Source organism: Xanthobacter nonsaccharivorans (assembly GCF_043194755.2).
GTDB lineage: Bacteria > Pseudomonadota > Alphaproteobacteria > Rhizobiales > Xanthobacteraceae > Xanthobacter > Xanthobacter autotrophicus_G.
Genome location: NZ_CM195526.1, coordinates 3,186,927 through 3,202,212 on the forward strand (window position 1 = coordinate 3,186,927; position 15,286 = coordinate 3,202,212).

A 15,286-nucleotide genomic window follows, 5' to 3' on the forward strand; every position below is an offset into this window, starting at 1 on the left:
CGAAGGGGACATCCGGAGCGAGGACATGGAGACGACCAGGCCCAAGCCCCCCGCATCCGCTCCGCCCGCGTCGGCGAGGCGGACGCGCCGTTCCGCCGTGCCGGCGAGCGAGCCGCAGCGGCCGGACCGCCGGCAGGACATCCTGACGAGCGCGGAAGTGCTGTTCGCCGAGCGCGGCTATGCCGCCGTCTCGGTCCGGGACATCGCGGGGCGGGCCGGAGTTCCGGTGGCGCTGGTGGGCTATTACTTCGGCCGCAAGCCGGAGCTGCTCGCCACCGTGTTCGAGCACCGGCAGGCCAATCTGGACGAACGCATCGCGCGCATCCGCGAGGTGGGGGCGAAGGGGCCGGGCGCGGGGCGCGTGGAGGAGATCGTCACCGCCTGGGCGGAACCGGTGGTGCGCCTGCACGGCTCGGCGAGCGGGGATTCGTTCTCGCTGCTGGTGGCCCGCACGGCATGGGACCCGGGGCCCGAGGCCACCGCCATCATCGAGCGGTTCTACGATCCGCTGGTGCGGGCCTTTCTCGAGGCCATGCGCATCGCCCTGCCCGGGTGTCCGGAGGAGCGGCTGCTGTGGGCCTATGAATATGCGGTGGGCGCGCTGCTCATGTATGTCGCCGACAAGCGGATCGAGCGTCTCTCCGGCGGCCGCGCCACCGTCGGCGACCCTGCCATGTTCGATGATTTCGTCCGCTTCGTCAGCGCCGGCTTCAAGGCCGCCTGCGGCTGACGGAACCTGTCCGCTGGTGCCGATAAAGGGACCTCGTGCCCCGGACAAGCGACACCGAAGGTGGAGCGCCGATCCGGGGCCCAGGGGAAAAGTCCGCGAAGCGGGCGATATCTTCAGGGCCTCTCAGGCAGGAGCCGCCTTCGGCGAACCCTTGCGCTGGGCCCCAGCTCTCCTTCCGCTGCGCTGCGCTCCGTTCCAGTCGGCCGGGGCACGAGGTCGCTGTGTTCGCGGCAGGCCTCTGTACAGCCCTCCACCGGTCGGTACTCCCCCTCTCCCCTTGAAGTCGGCTGCTGCCGACTTCAACCTTTGCAAACCGAACCCGGCCGGGTTCGGACGGGAGCGGGTCGGGGTGAGGAGTTCGCCGGCCGGGCGGTGGGGAGCCGCGCGTCTTCAAGCCCGGCGTCGGATCCCCCTCACCCTGCCCTCTCCCTATAAGGGCGGCTTTCCGGCCCCTCCGCCCCTCGCCAATAGCCGCTCTGCGGTGCGCCTTCCCCTCGCGGCCGATGCGGCTGGCGCTCAGGCGCTCCGGGTCACTTCGTGGCGTCGTAGCGGGCCTTGGTCTCGGCATTGGGCGGGTAGAGGCCGGGCAGCGAAGCGCCCCCGTTCACCTCGTCCATCACCCAGCCCTCGAACCGCTCCTGCTCCGGCGCGGTGGCGAGCACATGGTCCAGCAGCGCGGCGGGAATGAGCACGGCGCCGTCCTCGTCCACCACCACCACGTCGTCCGGGAACACCGCGACGCCGCCGCAGGCCACGGGCTCCTGCCAGTTCACGAAGGTGAGGCCGGCCACGGAGGGCGGGGCCGCGGCGCCCTGGCACCACACCGGCAGGCCGGTGCCGAGCACGCCCGCCATGTCGCGCATCACCCCGTCGGTGACGAGGGCGGCGACGCCCTTCTTCGCCATGCGGGCGCACAGGATGTCGCCGAAGATGCCGGCATCGGTCACGCCCATGGCGTCCACCACCACGACCACGCCGTCCGGCATGGCCTCGATGGCGGCGCGGGTGGACTTCGGGGAGGCCCAGGATTCCGGCGTCGCCAGGTCCTCGCGGGCCGGCACGAAGCGCAGCGTGAAGGCCGGACCCACCACCCGCTTCTGGCCGGGACGGATGGGACGCGTGCCGCGCATCCACACGTTGCGCAGCCCCTTCTTGAGCAGCACCGTGGTGATGGTGGCGGTGGACACCTTCGAGAGCGTCGCGACGACGTCCGGAGCGAGGGCCATGGCTTCGGTTTCCTTGTGGTTTCAGATGCTGGGGATCAGCCCCCCGTCCACCCGCACCAGCGAGCCGGTGACATAGGAGGCGGGGGCGCCGGCGAGGAAGGTCACCACGGCGGCGAATTCCTCCGGCGCGCCGTAGCGGCCCATGGGGATGGCGGCCGCGCTCTCGGCGGCGACATCGGCGGCAGCGCGCTGCTCGCGGTCGGCCTTCGCCTTGTCGAGGAAGGCCACGCGGTCGGTGGCGATGCGGCCGGGGGCGACGGCGTTCACGGTGATGCCGTCCTTCGCCACCTCGCGCGCCAGCGTCTTCGACCAGCCCACCAGCGACAGGCGCAGCGCGTTGGACATGGCGAGGTTGGGGATGGGCGTCACCACGCCGGACGAGGTGGTGGTGATGATGCGGCCCCACGTCTTCGCCCGCATGCCGGGCAGCACGCGATCGGTGAGGGCGATCACCGAGAGCACCATGGCCTGGAAATTCCTGGCCCACAGCTCGCTCGGCTGGCCGGCGGCCGGGGTGGGCGGCGGGCCGCCGGTGTTGTTCACCAGGATGTCGACGGAGCCGAAGCGCGCTTCCACCGCAGCCACCTGCGCCTCGATGGCAGAAAGGTCGGAGAGGTCCCACACCAGGGGCATCGCCTCGCCGCCCGCGGCGACGATGTCGGCGACGCTCGCCTCCACGTTCGCCGCCGTGCGCCCGGCCACCGCCACGCGCGCGCCCTCGCGGGCCAGGGAGGCGGCGATGGCGCGGCCGAGACCGCCGCCGCCACCGAGCACGAGGGCCGTCCTGCCGTGAAGACCAAGATCCATTTTGTTTCTTCCGCTCGTTGTGGCGCGCACACACGGGAGCGCCGTTCACCTTGCAGGACCGCGCTGAGGATGGCGCGTTCCCAACCCATAGGAAATGTGTGTAATTATAGCTTCAGAAGATACAATCACTTTTGTTATGCTGACTCATGGACACACGCTTTCTTGAGAGCTTCGTCGAGGTGGTGGACAAGGGCTCCATCGCCGAGGCGGCGCGGCGGCTGAACCTCACCGCCGCCGCCGTGGCCCAGCGGCTGCGCGCGCTGGAGGCGGAGATCGGCACGCCCCTCGTGCTGCGGGCCGGGCGCACCGTGAAGCCCACCCAGACGGGCCTTGCCATTCTGGACCGGGCGCGGGCGCTGCTGCGCGACGTGCGGGACCTGCGGGCGGTGAGCGTGGGCGGGACGCTTTCGGGCGAATTGCGCCTCGGCGCCACCACCACGGCGCTTACCGGCCTGATGCCGGCGGCGCTGGCCGCGCTCGCCCAGGCGCATCCGCAGGTGGAGGTCTACATCGTCCCCGGCGTCTCGGCGGACCTCTACCACCAGGTGCTGCGCGGCGAGCTCGATGCCGCGGTGATCCTTGAGCCGCAATTCGCCTTGCCCAAGTCCTGCGAGTTCGAGACGCTCAGCATCGAGCCGCTGGTGGTGCTCTCGCCCGCCGCCGTGGCCGACTGGCCGGCCGCCGCCCGCGCGCCTCATGCGCTGCTGCGCACCCAGCCGTTCGTGCGCTACGACCGCAACCATTGGGGCGGGCAGATCGTGGACCGCTACCTGCGCCACACCGGCATCAAGCCGCGCGAGCGGTTCGAGCTCGATTCGCTCGAGGCCATCGCCGCCATGGTGGACCGCGGCCTCGGCGTCGCCCTGGTGCCGGATTGGGCGCCCCCGTGGCCGGAGGGTCTCGCCCTCCACAAGCAGCCGGTGCCGGAGCCCGGCTGGGCGCGGCACATGGGGCTGTTCTGGGCGCGCATGTCCCCCCGCCTGCCGCTGGTGGAGGCCCTGCGCGCGGCCGCCTCAATCCGACCCGGCGAAGGCATCGACCACCCCGCCCACGAGGTTCAGCCCCAGTAGGAAGTCCGAGGGCAAATGGGTGCGGACGAGCGGCACCCGCGCGATGGGGTGGGCAAGCGCCTCCGCCTGCGCGCGGCGGGCCGCCACCGCATCCGCGATGGTCACCGCCGCGAAGCGGAAGCGCGCGCCCGGCCGCAGCTGGGCGAAGGCGCCGAGGTCGGCGCCGATGACGTTGGCGATCTTGGGATAGCCGCCGGTGGGCTGGCGATCCGCCATCAGCACGATGGGCCTGCCCTCCCCCGGCACCTGGATGGCGCCGTGGGCAATGCCGTCGGACACCACGTCGAACCCGTTCCGGTGGCGCAGCGGCTCGCCCTCCAGCAGATAGCCCATGCGGTCGCTGCGGGGGGAGAGGGTCCAGTCGCGGCCGAGGAAGGCGGCGATCTGGTCGGCGCTGAAATAGTCGTCCTGCGGGCCGAGGACCACGCGGATCACGTCCGCCGGCCGGTCCAGCCACGGCGCCACCAGCCGCGCGGGAGCGGTGGGGGCAAGCGCGCCCGCCGCGGCGACGGGGATGAGGTCCCCCGCCTTCAGCGGCCCGCCGTCGAGCCCGCCGATCGCGGCGCGGGTGTGGGTAGCGGTGGAGCCGAGCACCGGCTTCACCACGAGCCCGCCCGCCACCGCCAGATAGCACCACGCTCCGCTCGCCCCGGCGCGCAGGGAGAGCTCGCGCCCCGCCTCCAGCGTCAGCGCCAGCGGCGTCTCCAGCTTCTGCCCGTCGACCAAGGCGATGAACGGCGCGCCGGCGACGGCGAGCGTGACGGGCCCGCCTTCCGCTGCCACCGTGAGCCCGCCGAGGCCGACCTCGATAGCGGTCGCCTCCGCTTTCGCGCCCACCGCGAGGTTCGCGGTGGCGTGGGCCAGCGGGTCCATGGGCCCGGAGGCGGTGATGCCGATGCGCAGGTAGCCGTGCCGGCCGCCGTCCTGCACCGTGGTGCCCGGACCGGCGGCGATGATGCGAAGGCCGCTCATGCGCCGCCCTCCCGCCGGGCGATGACCTCGCCGGCCGCCGCGCGAGCCTCCAGAGCCAGGAATGTGGCGCGATCGATGGGCTCGAAGGTCAGCTCGTCCCCCACCGCGAGCAGCACGGGCGGGTCGCGCGTCAGCGAGAACATGGTCTCCGGCGTGCGCCCCAGCAGCCACCAGCCGGTGGGCATGGAGACGGAGGCGATGGAGGTGAGGCCGCCGCCGATCATGATCACGTTCGGCGGATGCGGCGGGCGCGGCTTCACGCGGCGCGGCACGGCGAGCTGTTTCGGCAGCCCGCCGAGATAGCAGTAGCCCGGCGCGAAGCCGTACATGTAGAGCCGGTAGCGCGCGCCGGAATGCAGCTTCACCACCTCGTCCGGCGTGAGGCCGGTGGCGGCGGCGACGGCGGCGATGTCCTCGCCGTAGACGGGATCGTAGCAGCAGGGAATGGTCCACAGCGCGCCGCGCCGCTCCGTGCCGCGGACGGTGCGGGCCAACTTCGTCACCTCGGCGGCGAGGGTCGCCCGGTCGATCACCAGCGGATCGTAATGGATCATCAGCGAGCGATAGGTGGGCACGCTTTCGCGCACTCCCGGCAGGTCGCGCGCCGCCAGCGCCGTGTCGAGCGCCAGCACGCGGTCGTTGAGCACGGGATCCACCCGGTCGCCGAACTCGGCGACGAGGGCCGCCTCGCCCGCATCCAGCAGGCGCAGGGCCGCGGGAGCTTCAGGCGAAGGGCGCAATGGTGATGCCCTCGTCTTCCAGCCGGCGGCGCACGCGGCGCGCCGTCTCCACCGCATGGGCGCTGTCGCCATGGACGCAGATGGAGCCGATCTCCGTCGGCAGCAGCCGGCCCGAGCGGGTGAGGATGGCGCCCGCCTTCACCATGGCCGCGACCCGGGCGGCGGCCTCGTTCGCATCGGCGATCATGGCGCCGGGCTGGCCGCGGGGCACCAGCAGCCCCTCCTCCGTATAGGCGCGGTCGGCGAAGATCTCGGCGACAGGAGCAAGCTCCGCCGCGCGGGTGGCGGCGGCCTGCGCGCCGAGGGGGCCGGCGAGGATGGGCAGGCTGGCGTCCACCGCCTTCACCGCGCGGGCGACAGCTTCGGCGATCTCCGGCATCTCCTCCGCCATGTTGCCGAGGGCGCCGTGCACCTTCACATAGGCGACCCGATGGCCCGCGTAGGCCGCCATGCCCTGCGCCGCGCCGACCTGATAGGCGATCAGGCGCTCGATCTCGCCGGCAGAGAAGGGAATGCGCCGCCGGCCGAAGCCCCAGAGGTCCGGAAAGCCCGGATGGGCGCCGATCGACACGCCCTTCTCCTGCGCCAGCGCGAACACGCGGGCCATGATCTCGGGATCGCCCGCATGCAGCCCGCAGGCGAGGTTGGCGGAGGAGACGATGTCGAGCAGCGCCGCGTCATCGGTGATGACATAGGCGCCGAAGCCCTCGCCGAGGTCGGAATTGAGGTCCACCTTCATGTCGCGATCCCTCGTTGACCGCGACGCCGTCTGACGGCCCACGCGGTCCTTGTCCTCGATCTGGAGCCGGACCCGGCTCCGGCGCTTGCGAATTGCGGGCGCGCCGCCCGTCGTCAGATGCCGAGATAGGCGCGGCGCACGTCCGGGTTCTCGCGGACCTCGGCGGCGGTGCCTTCGAGGATGACACGGCCGGTCTGCAGCACATAGGCGCGATCGGCGATCTCCAGGCTCTCCACCAGCCGCTGCTCCACCAGGAGGATGGTGACGCCCGTGTCGCGGATGGTCTTCACCGCCTCGAAGATCTCGTCCACCAGCTTGGGCATGATGCCCTGGGAGGGCTCGTCCAGCATCAGCAGGCGGGGGCGGGTCATCAGCGCGCGGGAGATGGCCAGCATCTGCTGCTCGCCGCCGGAGAGGGTGGCCGCCTTCTGCGACAGGCGCTCCTTCAGCCGCGGGAACAGGGTGAAAACCTGCTCCAGCGGCGCGTCCCGGTCCGGGTCCTTGCGGAAGAGGTAGGACCCGAGGCGCAGATTGTCCGCCACCGTGAGGCGCGGGAACAGGCGCTTCGATTCCGGCACGTAGGCGATGCCGCGCTGGGTGATGAGGTGGCCCTTCAGACCGTCGATCCGGTCGCCGGCGAAGGTCACGGTCCCGCCCTTGGGGCGCTCCATGCCGGCGATGGACTTGAGCAGCGTGGACTTGCCCGCGCCGTTGGCGCCGGCCACCACCACGATCTCCCCCGCCTTCACCTGAAGCGAGATGTCATGGATGGCGATGAGGCCGTCATAGGCCGTGGTCAGGGATTTGACGTCAAGCAGCACGGTGGCGGTCCCCGAGATAGGCGGCGATCACGGCCTCGTTGCGGACGATCTCGGCGGGCGCGCCCTCGGCGAGGAGTTGGCCGAGGTTCAGCACGATGGCCCGCTCCACGAGCTGCATGACGATCTCCATCACGTGCTCCACCATGACCACGGTGATGCCCCTGCCCTGCACCTTGCGCACCAGCTCCACGCCGAGGCGCGCCTCGGACGGGGTGAGGCCGGTGAGCACCTCGTCGAGCAGCAGGAGCTTCGGCTCGGTGGCGATGGCGCGGGCCACCTCCAGGCGGCGCTTCTCCGGTGGGGTGAGCTGGCCCGCCGACGTCTCCGCACGCCCGCCGAGGCCCACGAAATCGAGGGTGTCGTAGGCAGCGGCACGCGCCATGGTGGCGTTGGCGTGGCGCACGAAGGCGCCGATCATCACATTCTCCACCACGCTCATGGAATCGAAGGAGCGCGGCACCTGGAAGGTGCGGGCGATGCCGAGACGGCAGCGCTCCGCCGCCGGCAGGCGGGTGATGTCGCGCCCCTCGAACAGGATCATGCCGGCGGTGGGGACCCGCGCCCCGGCGATGGCGCCGAACAGGGTGGACTTGCCCGCCCCGTTCGGCCCGATGAGGCCGAGGATCTCGCCCCGCCGGATGGAGATGGACACGTCCGAATTGGCAGTGAGCCCGCCGAAGCGCTGGGTGACGCCGCGCGTCTCGAGGAGGACGTCCGAGCTCATGCCTTGCCTCCCTTGCGCTGGAACAGGCTCAGCAGGCCCTCCGGCTTCGCCAGCGCCACGCCCATGATGAGCGCGCCATAGATCACGAGGTCGAGGCCGGAGCCGGACCCGCCGAGATAGGAGCGGGTGATCTCCGTGAGCGGGATGAGGATGGCCGCGCCCAAGGCCGCCCCCCACAGGGTGCCGATGCCGCCCAGCACCGCCGGCAGGGCGAAGAGCAGCGAGAAGCGGAAGCTCATCACGCTGTCCGGGTCGATATAGGCCACATAGGCCGCGTAGAAGGCGCCGCCCACCGCCGTGAAGAAGGCGGAGACCGCCGCCGCGGCAATCTTGGAGCGGAACACCTCCACCCCGAGGCTCTCGGCCGCCTCCGCCTCGTCCTTCACCGCGCGCCACCAATAGCCCCAGCGGGAGTTCTCGATGAAGTAGGTGACCAGCCAGGTGACCACCAGAAGCCCCAGCGCGAAGTAGAAATACGGCACCTTGTTGCGGGCGAACTGGAGGGTGAGCCAGCTGTCGTCGCCGAACGGCCACTGGATGCCCAGCGCCCCGCCGACGAAGTCCCAATTGTGCACCAGGAGAAGCCCGATCTCGGCGATCACCAGCGTGGCGATGGCGAAATAATGCCCCTTCAGGCGGAAGGTCATGAAGCCCAGCGCCACCGCCAGCACGGCGGAGAGCGCGCCGCCCACCAGCATGCCAATCCACGGCACAACCTCATAGTTCACATACAGCACCGAGGCCGAATAGGCGCCGATGCCGAAGTACAGCGCATGGCCCAGCGAGATCTGCCCGCAATAGCCGCCGAGGATGTTCCAGCTCTGGGACACAGCTGCGTAGAGGAGCGTGAGGATGAGGACGTTCTGGAGATAGACATCGGTCACGCCGAAGGGGATGAGCGCCACCGCGGCGAAGATGGCGGCGGCGACGACGAGCTGGCGCCGGCGCTTCGCGGCGAAGGCATCGCGGGCCGGGGCGGAGGAAGAGAAGATGGCATCCGTCATCGTCAGAGCTTTCCGAACAGGCCGCTCGGGCGGAAGAACACCACGGCGAGGTAGAGGGCATAGATGCCCACCGCCTTCATGGTGGGCGGCAGGATGAGCGCGGTGATCGCCTCCACCAGGCCGACGATGATGCCCGCCACCAGCGCCCCGAACACGCTGCCGAAGCCGCCCAGCGCCACCGTCACATAGGCGATGGTGCCGAAGGTCGCGCCCACCTGGGGGTGGATGTAGTAGAAGATGGCGAGCACGGTGCCGGCGAGGCCGACGAGGGCCGCGCCGAGGCCCCAGCCGATGGCGAAGACCTTGTTGCGGTCGATGCCCACCAGGGCCACCGCGCCCTGGTCCTCGCGCGTCGCCTCCAGCGCCTTGCCGAAGTCGGTGCGCGAGATCAGCGAGAGCGCGGCGAAGGCGGCGATGGAGATGAGCCCGCCGTAGATCTGCGGCCACGGCAGGAAGATGCCGGCGACATCCAGCGTATGCCCGCCGAGCCACGAGGTCTTGATGGACCGGTAGTCCGGCGTGAACAGATACTGTGCCGCCCCCTGGATGAGGATGGCGAGGCCGAAGGTGGAGAAGATCTGCACCATGCCGGCATTCGCCTTGGCGCGCATGGCATGGCGCACCACCGCGACATAGACGAAGGCGCCCACGCAGAACAGGAGCCCCACCACGAAGGGGGCGACGACGATCGGGTCGAGCGTCGTCGCCAGCACGAGGCCGAAGGTGGCGTACATGGCGATCATGAGGAACTCGCCATGGGCGAAGTTCACCACGTCCATGAGGCCGAAGATCAGCGAGAGGCCGACCGCGATGAGGGCATAGATGAGCCCCATCAGCAGGCCGCTCGCGAGCACCTGGATAAGCGCTTGCGCCGTCATATCTTTTGTCCCGGTGATGGCAGGAGCGGCGTCAGCCGTTCATGGGCCAGATGGCGGCCGCGACGGCCACGTCTTCCGGGAAGATAGTGACGAACTTGTCGCCCGTGTATTGCAGCAGCACGGGGCTCGCGTCCGGGTTCTGGCCTTCCTCGTTAAAGCGCACGCGGGCCCAGGGCATGATGGTGCGGGTGCCGGGAATGTCGGTGGCCGCGAGCGCCTCGCGGATCACCTTGCCGTCCGTGGACTTCGCCCGGTCGATGGCGTCGGCGAGGATGACGAGGCCGATGAACTGGCGCGAGGTGTTGTCGTTCAGGTCGCGGCCGGCGCGGGCCTTGAACATGTCGTTCACCGTGGCGATGAACGGGCGCTTGGCGGCAAGGTCCAGGGAGAAGGAGGCGCGGGAGATGGCGCCCACGAGCTTGTCGCCCACCGCGTCGTAGACCACCTTCTCGGAGAAGCCGGCGGCCTGGGCCACTAGGTTCCTGGGCTTGTAGCCCAACTCCGCCATGGTGCGGGTCAAGAGGATGGCGTCGGTGGTGTAGGTGGAGGGCATCAGCACGTCCGCGTCCGCGGTCTTCAGCTGCTGCACCTCGGCGGTGAGGGAGGGCGAGTTCGCCCGATACTTCACCTCGGTCGCCACCTTGTAGCCGCGCTCGCCGGCGAGCCGGCGCTGCACGTTGGAGGAATCCACGCCGAAGATGGTATCCTCAAAGAACAGCGAGACGGTCTCGATCTTCTTGCCCTTCTTTTTCTGGACGTCGAAGAAGTCGAACATGGCGGCGGAGAACATCTCGTCCTGCGCGGCGGGGCGGAAGAAGTATTTCATCTTCTTGCGCTGGAGGCTGGGGGAGGACGAGTCCGCGCACAGGAAGGGCACGCCGTAGCGCTCGGCCACCGCGCTCACGGTGGCAGACACGGCCGACTGGTAGCAGCCGATGAGCGCCGTCACCTTGTCCTGGGTGATGAGGCGCTCGGCCTCGGCACGACCCTTCTGCGGATCGGCCTGGTGGTCGGCGAACACCAGCTTCACCTTGGCGCCGCCGAGCCCGGCAAGGCCTGCGGCCTTCGCGGTGGGCATGTCGAAGTCGAAGGCGCCGTTGATGATCTCGGCGGCGGTCTCGAAAGCGTGTCGCGCATCGATGCCCACCTGGGCGCTCGCCCCCGACATGGGATAGATGACGCCGATGGTCACCTCCGCCGCGCCCTGCGCGAAGGCGCGGGAGGCGGGGCCGGCAAGGCCCATGAGCGGAAGGGCGGAAGCGGCGAGAAGAAGCTCTCTGCGGTTCATGGTGGTCCCCTCTGGAGGTCGGGATCTGGATGAGGATCGGTTGTTGGCTGCGCCGTTTTCGGCGTCAGGCGGGGCGGCGCGCGCCCCGTGGCGTCACAGGATCGCGAGTTCGGTGTTGCGCTTGTCGGTCACCAGCATGCAGCCGGGCGCGTGGGTGATGGCGAAGTCCGGCTTGGAATCCATGAGCACCGACTGGGGGGTGACACCGCACGCCCAGAACACGGGCAGCTCGTCGTCGCGCACCTCCACCGGCGCGCCGAAGTCCGGCTTCATCACGTCGGCGACCCCGATCAGCTCCGGCAGGCCCACGTGCATGGGCGCGCCGTGCACGGACGGAAAGCGCGTGGTGATCTGGATGGCGCGGATGGCGTTGGCCGGGGTCAGCGGGCGCATGGACATGACCATCCGCCCGGAGAAGCGGCCCACCGGCGTGCAGCGCACCGAGGTCCGGAACATGGGCACCTTGGTGCCCTGGTCGATGTGGCGCAGCGGCAGGCCTTCCTGCAGCAGCGCCTCCTCGAAGGAGTGGGAGCAGCCGATGACGAAGGCCACGAGGTCGTCGCGCCAGAATTCGCTCACGTCGGTGGTGTCGGCGATCACCTTGCCGTCCTTCCACACGAGATAGCCGGGGAAGTCGGTGCGGATGTCCAGGTCCTCGCCGAGGGTCGGCACCTTGAAGCTGCCCGGCTCCGACATGCCGATGACCGGGCACGGCTTGGGATTGGCGTGGCAGAAGCGCAGGAACTCGTTCGCGAGCTCCTGCGGCAGCACGGCGAGGTTGCCCTGCACATAGCCCGGCGCCATGCCGGCGGTGGGGCCGGTGATGGCGCCCGACCGGCAGCCGAGGCGCACGGAAAGAGGCGTCTGATAGGAGCTGAGGGAGGGCTGGAACGAGCCCTGCTTGATGGCACTTGCCATGACCTGAGGCCGCCTTTGCACTGTGTGATGCTTGGTCGCAGCGAACGCCCACCATTTGGGCCCGCCCGATCCGTAGGCATTATTCAGAAGCGGCAGCCACAAGGTCCAATGATGATTCAGGATTGTTTTTGATAAGCTGTGATTATAGAAAGTGCCGCTGGGGCAGAAGAACGACGAATGTCCCGCAAAATCCTGCCGTCATGCCGGGTTGCGCTGCCCGGAGAGGTGGCACCCGCCATGGCGCGTTCCCATGGCACGTCCCCATGGCCCGCTCCCCCGTGCGTGCGGCAGCAGGGCATGCCGCTGCGACACGCCCTGCTCGCCAGCCCCGACATCGCCGGCCGGACCGAAGGCCGTTTCCGCGAACGCGCGTCGCGGTCTGGCGCCGGAGATCGCGACCCGGCAGAAAATTGGCCGGTTTCCGGCGGACCGGGTTCGCCGGAAACGCTCCTGGGTCAGGCGCCGATGCAGGCCGCGAAGGTGGTCGGATCCACATTGCCGCCGCTGAGCACGACGGCCACCGTCCTGCCCTTCGCATCCACCTTGCCCGCCAATACGGCGGCCAGCGGGGTGACGCCCCCAGGCTCCACCACCAGCTTCAGCGCGTCATAGACGAGGCGCATGGCCGCCTTCACCTCCTCGTCCGTCACCGCGACGCCGCCGGCGAGCAGGGTGCGGTTGATGGGGAAGGTCAGCGCACCCGGGGTCGGCGCCATCAGGGCGTCGCACAAGGTGGCGACGCCGCCCGCATTGCGCTCCGGCACGCCCGAGGCGAGGGAGCGGGCGAGGTCGTCGAAGCCGGCCGGCTCGGAGCTGAACACCTGCGTCTGCGGCGAGCGCGCCTTGATGGCGGTGGCCGAGCCGGCCAGCAGCCCGCCGCCCGAGCTGCCGAGGATGGCCATGTCGAGGCTGTCGCCGCCCGCCAGCACGTCCTCGATCACCTCGAGGCCCGCCGTGCCCTGCCCGGCGATGATGTGGGGATCGTCATAGGGCGGGATGATCACCGCGCCGGTCTTCAAGGCGATGTCGGCGCCGATTTCCTCCCGCGATTCGGCGAGGCGATCGTAGAGGCGCACGGTGGCGCCATAGCGCCTCGTGCCCTCCACCTTGGCGCGAGGGGCGTCGGCGGGCATCACGATGGTGGCCGGGATGCCATGGCGTGCCGCCACCGCCGCCACCGCCTGGGCGTGGTTGCCGGAGGACCAGGCGACGATGCCGCACGCGCGCTCCTGCGGTGTCATCAGCGCCACCCGGTTGGAGGCACCGCGGAACTTGAAGGAGCCGGTGTGCTGCAGCATCTCCGGCTTGACGAGGACGCGCGCGCCGCACGCGGCATTCACGAGCGGGCTCTCCAGCAGCGGGGTGTGGATGAGCTGGCCGGCGAGGCGCCCGGCTGCGGCCTCCACATCTGCGATCGTGGCAGCGAACACTGGCTTGACTCCGATGGGTCGGGTGGGCGGCGAAGCCGGCGCCTGGGGCCGGTTCCGCTTCGGGCCGCGCAGAACACCACGCCTGCCGGCTCCGTTCAAATCACCGAACATGATGGCAGAAATTCAGCCCCCGCGGTCGGCCCGCCCGATCCGGTCCTGCTGCGCCACCTCCGCCGCGAGGGCCGCGAGCGAGCCGGCGATGCCCCCGCCCAGCGTCATGGGGTAACTGGCGGTGAAGGAGAGGGCCGGCAGGTCCAGCACCGTCTCCACGATGCGCAGCTTGCCGGCGGCCAGCTCGCCCCGGATCACCTCCGGCGGGATGACGCTGAGGCCGATATGGTCCTCGGTCATGCGGATGATGGTGGAGAGGGAGGAATTGCTGAAGATGCGCGGCGTGCCCATCTCCGGTACGCTCAGGGTCTCGCGCATGAACGTGTAGGGATAGGTCGACTTGGGGTAGGTGATGATGGGGTATTTCAGGATGTCCCGCAGCGCCAGCGGCTCCAGCCCCACCACCAGGTCGCTCGCCGCCACCACCGCGAGGCGATAGCTGCCGAGATCGAGGTTCGCCATGTTCGGCTCGGTGAGGGGGCCGAGCAGGAAGGCGAGGTCCAGCTCGCGACTCACCAGCGCGTCGCGCATGACCGGGGTGATGTCCACCGTGAGGTCGATCAGCACGTTGGGATAGACCGCATGGGCCCGCTCGATGAAGCGGGAGAGCCAGGTCTGCACGATGGTTTCCGAAACCCCGAGCCGCACCACCCCGCTCATGGCTTCCGGGGTGGCCACCGCCTCCATCATGGCAGCGCGCAGGCGCAGGAAGCGCTCGGCATAATCCACCAGCACCCGCCCCTTCTCGGTCAGGCTGATGGACCGCGAGGTGCGGGCGAACAGGCGCGTCTTCAGCTCGGCCTCCAGCGCGGCGATGCGCTGGGAGACGGCGGGCTGGGTGGTGTTCAGCCGCTCCGCCGCCTTGCTGAAGCTTTCGAGCTGCGACACCCAGTAGAAGATCTCGAGACTGCGGAAATCGACCATGGCACAGCAAAGGTGGCATCACGCTCCGGCGTCAAGGGCTGGCCCTGCCGGGCCCCGCAAGACCGGAGCCCGCGGCCGGCTCAGGCGCAGGTCCACCGGCGGCCATTGCGCCAGACGCGACAGGAGGGCGCGGCCTGTCCCTCGGGGAAAGGCCGCGCCGGTCCCTCAGCCGAGGTCGCGGAACAGGCTGCCCCAGCCCTTTACCCGGCCCGGCGCGGTACCGGCGAGGGAAAGGCTTTTCCACACCACCGTGGCGATGGTGTCGTAGATGGGGATGCCGATCTCCTGCTCCAGCGCCTCCACCAGCGGCGCCGCCTTGAGGTTGGTGCAGGTGACGGCGATCGCCTCGGGCTTCGCCTCCGCCGCCTCGCGGATCATGCGGGCGAGCGTCTCCGCCGAGACTTCCGAGAAGGAATAATTGTCCCGGATGCCGAGATGCCGGTCGCTCACGCAAGTGATGCCGAGCTTGGCGTAATTGGCGATGATCTTGTCCTGCACATCATCTGTATAGGGCGAGACGAGGCCGAGCCGGGTGACGCCCTTAAGCTTCAGGATTTCATTGAGCGCGAGCATGGAGGTGCAGGCGGCGATGCCCGTTGCCTGCGTGATGCGGGCGCACAGCCGCTCGTCCGCCTCGAAGCCGAGCCAGCCGGAGGAGGTGCCGTTCCAGCCGATCACTCCCACCTTGGCATGGGAGAGCAGCTCGGCGGCCCTGAGGATCTCGGTGTCGTCGAACTGGGCGAGCGCCTGGTCCGAGAGGGCGATCTCGGTCACCTTGAAGCGGCCGAAATGGGCCGAAGCCTCCGGCAGGTTCGCCACCATCGCCTGGGTCACCGGCTCAAGCACGGTGTTGGAGGACGGTGTCAGCATGCCGAGAAGAACGCGTTGGGACATTTGACGTTTC

The 15,286-nt window shown here is 69.9% G+C and carries 16 protein-coding genes; 2 read left to right on the forward strand and 14 right to left on the reverse strand.

The window, feature by feature from the left end; all coding sequences use genetic code 11:
- Positions 1-25 precede the first annotated feature (25 nt).
- On the forward strand, positions 26-730 hold the full coding sequence (locus tag V5F59_RS14615; protein WP_393982910.1) for a TetR/AcrR family transcriptional regulator: 705 nt from the start codon (positions 26-28) through the stop codon (positions 728-730).
- Positions 731-1,260: 530 nt separating this feature from the next.
- On the opposite strand, the gene V5F59_RS14620 is transcribed toward V5F59_RS14615, so the two are convergent.
- Together V5F59_RS14620 and V5F59_RS14625 are read right to left on the reverse strand one after the other, a co-directional pair.
- Positions 1,261-1,956, reverse strand: coding sequence for a ribonuclease activity regulator RraA (locus V5F59_RS14620; RefSeq protein ID WP_393982909.1), 696 nt, complete (start codon positions 1,954-1,956; stop codon positions 1,261-1,263).
- A 21-nt stretch (positions 1,957-1,977) separates the two neighbouring features.
- Positions 1,978-2,763 (reverse strand): SDR family oxidoreductase, encoded by a 786-nt coding sequence (locus V5F59_RS14625; protein WP_393982908.1) that lies wholly within the window; start codon positions 2,761-2,763, stop codon positions 1,978-1,980.
- A 146-nt stretch (positions 2,764-2,909) separates the two neighbouring features.
- On the opposite strand from V5F59_RS14625, the gene V5F59_RS14630 reads away from it, so the two are divergent.
- A complete protein-coding gene (locus V5F59_RS14630; RefSeq protein ID WP_393982907.1) occupies positions 2,910-3,833 on the forward strand; it encodes a LysR family transcriptional regulator in 924 nt (307 codons plus the stop codon).
- On the opposite strand, the gene V5F59_RS14635 is transcribed toward V5F59_RS14630, so the two are convergent.
- The 12 genes from V5F59_RS14635 to V5F59_RS14690 form a co-directional block, all read right to left on the reverse strand.
- Positions 3,777-4,805, reverse strand: coding sequence for a 5-oxoprolinase subunit C family protein (locus V5F59_RS14635; RefSeq protein WP_393982906.1), 1,029 nt, complete (start codon positions 4,803-4,805; stop codon positions 3,777-3,779). The genes V5F59_RS14630 and V5F59_RS14635 overlap by 57 nt on opposite strands.
- Positions 4,802-5,545 carry a 5-oxoprolinase subunit B family protein gene (locus tag V5F59_RS14640; protein ID WP_393982905.1) on the reverse strand — a complete coding sequence of 248 codons (744 nt, stop codon included), beginning with the start codon at positions 5,543-5,545 and terminating at the stop codon, positions 4,802-4,804. The genes V5F59_RS14635 and V5F59_RS14640 overlap by 4 nt, the downstream gene beginning before the upstream one ends.
- On the reverse strand, positions 5,529-6,284 hold the full coding sequence (locus tag V5F59_RS14645) for a LamB/YcsF family protein (protein WP_393982904.1): 756 nt from the start codon (positions 6,282-6,284) through the stop codon (positions 5,529-5,531). Before V5F59_RS14645 ends, V5F59_RS14640 begins: the two co-directional genes overlap by 17 nt.
- A gap of 113 nt (positions 6,285-6,397) precedes the next feature.
- Positions 6,398-7,105 (reverse strand): ABC transporter ATP-binding protein, encoded by a 708-nt coding sequence (locus V5F59_RS14650; RefSeq protein ID WP_393982903.1) that lies wholly within the window; start codon positions 7,103-7,105, stop codon positions 6,398-6,400.
- Positions 7,095-7,829, reverse strand: coding sequence for an ABC transporter ATP-binding protein (locus tag V5F59_RS14655; protein ID WP_393982902.1), 735 nt, complete (start codon positions 7,827-7,829; stop codon positions 7,095-7,097). The genes V5F59_RS14650 and V5F59_RS14655 overlap by 11 nt, the downstream gene beginning before the upstream one ends.
- Complete coding sequence (locus tag V5F59_RS14660; protein ID WP_393982901.1) at positions 7,826-8,833, reverse strand: branched-chain amino acid ABC transporter permease; 1,008 nt, start codon at positions 8,831-8,833, stop codon at positions 7,826-7,828. Before V5F59_RS14660 ends, V5F59_RS14655 begins: the two co-directional genes overlap by 4 nt.
- Before the next feature lie 2 nt (positions 8,834-8,835).
- On the reverse strand, positions 8,836-9,711 hold the full coding sequence (locus V5F59_RS14665; RefSeq protein ID WP_393982900.1) for a branched-chain amino acid ABC transporter permease: 876 nt from the start codon (positions 9,709-9,711) through the stop codon (positions 8,836-8,838).
- A gap of 31 nt (positions 9,712-9,742) precedes the next feature.
- Complete coding sequence (locus tag V5F59_RS14670) at positions 9,743-10,999, reverse strand: ABC transporter substrate-binding protein (protein ID WP_393982899.1); 1,257 nt, start codon at positions 10,997-10,999, stop codon at positions 9,743-9,745.
- Between the two features lie 93 nt (positions 11,000-11,092).
- Positions 11,093-11,917: a putative hydro-lyase gene (locus V5F59_RS14675; RefSeq protein WP_393982898.1), complete on the reverse strand. Its 825-nt coding sequence runs from the start codon at positions 11,915-11,917 to the stop codon at positions 11,093-11,095.
- A 455-nt stretch (positions 11,918-12,372) separates the two neighbouring features.
- On the reverse strand, positions 12,373-13,347 hold the full coding sequence (locus V5F59_RS14680; RefSeq protein WP_393982897.1) for a threonine ammonia-lyase: 975 nt from the start codon (positions 13,345-13,347) through the stop codon (positions 12,373-12,375).
- A 123-nt stretch (positions 13,348-13,470) separates the two neighbouring features.
- Positions 13,471-14,382 carry a LysR family transcriptional regulator gene (locus V5F59_RS14685; protein WP_393982896.1) on the reverse strand — a complete coding sequence of 304 codons (912 nt, stop codon included), beginning with the start codon at positions 14,380-14,382 and terminating at the stop codon, positions 13,471-13,473.
- Positions 14,383-14,547: 165 nt separating this feature from the next.
- Positions 14,548-15,276: a maleate cis-trans isomerase family protein gene (locus V5F59_RS14690; RefSeq protein WP_393982895.1), complete on the reverse strand. Its 729-nt coding sequence runs from the start codon at positions 15,274-15,276 to the stop codon at positions 14,548-14,550.
- Between the last annotated feature and the right edge of the window lie 10 nt (positions 15,277-15,286).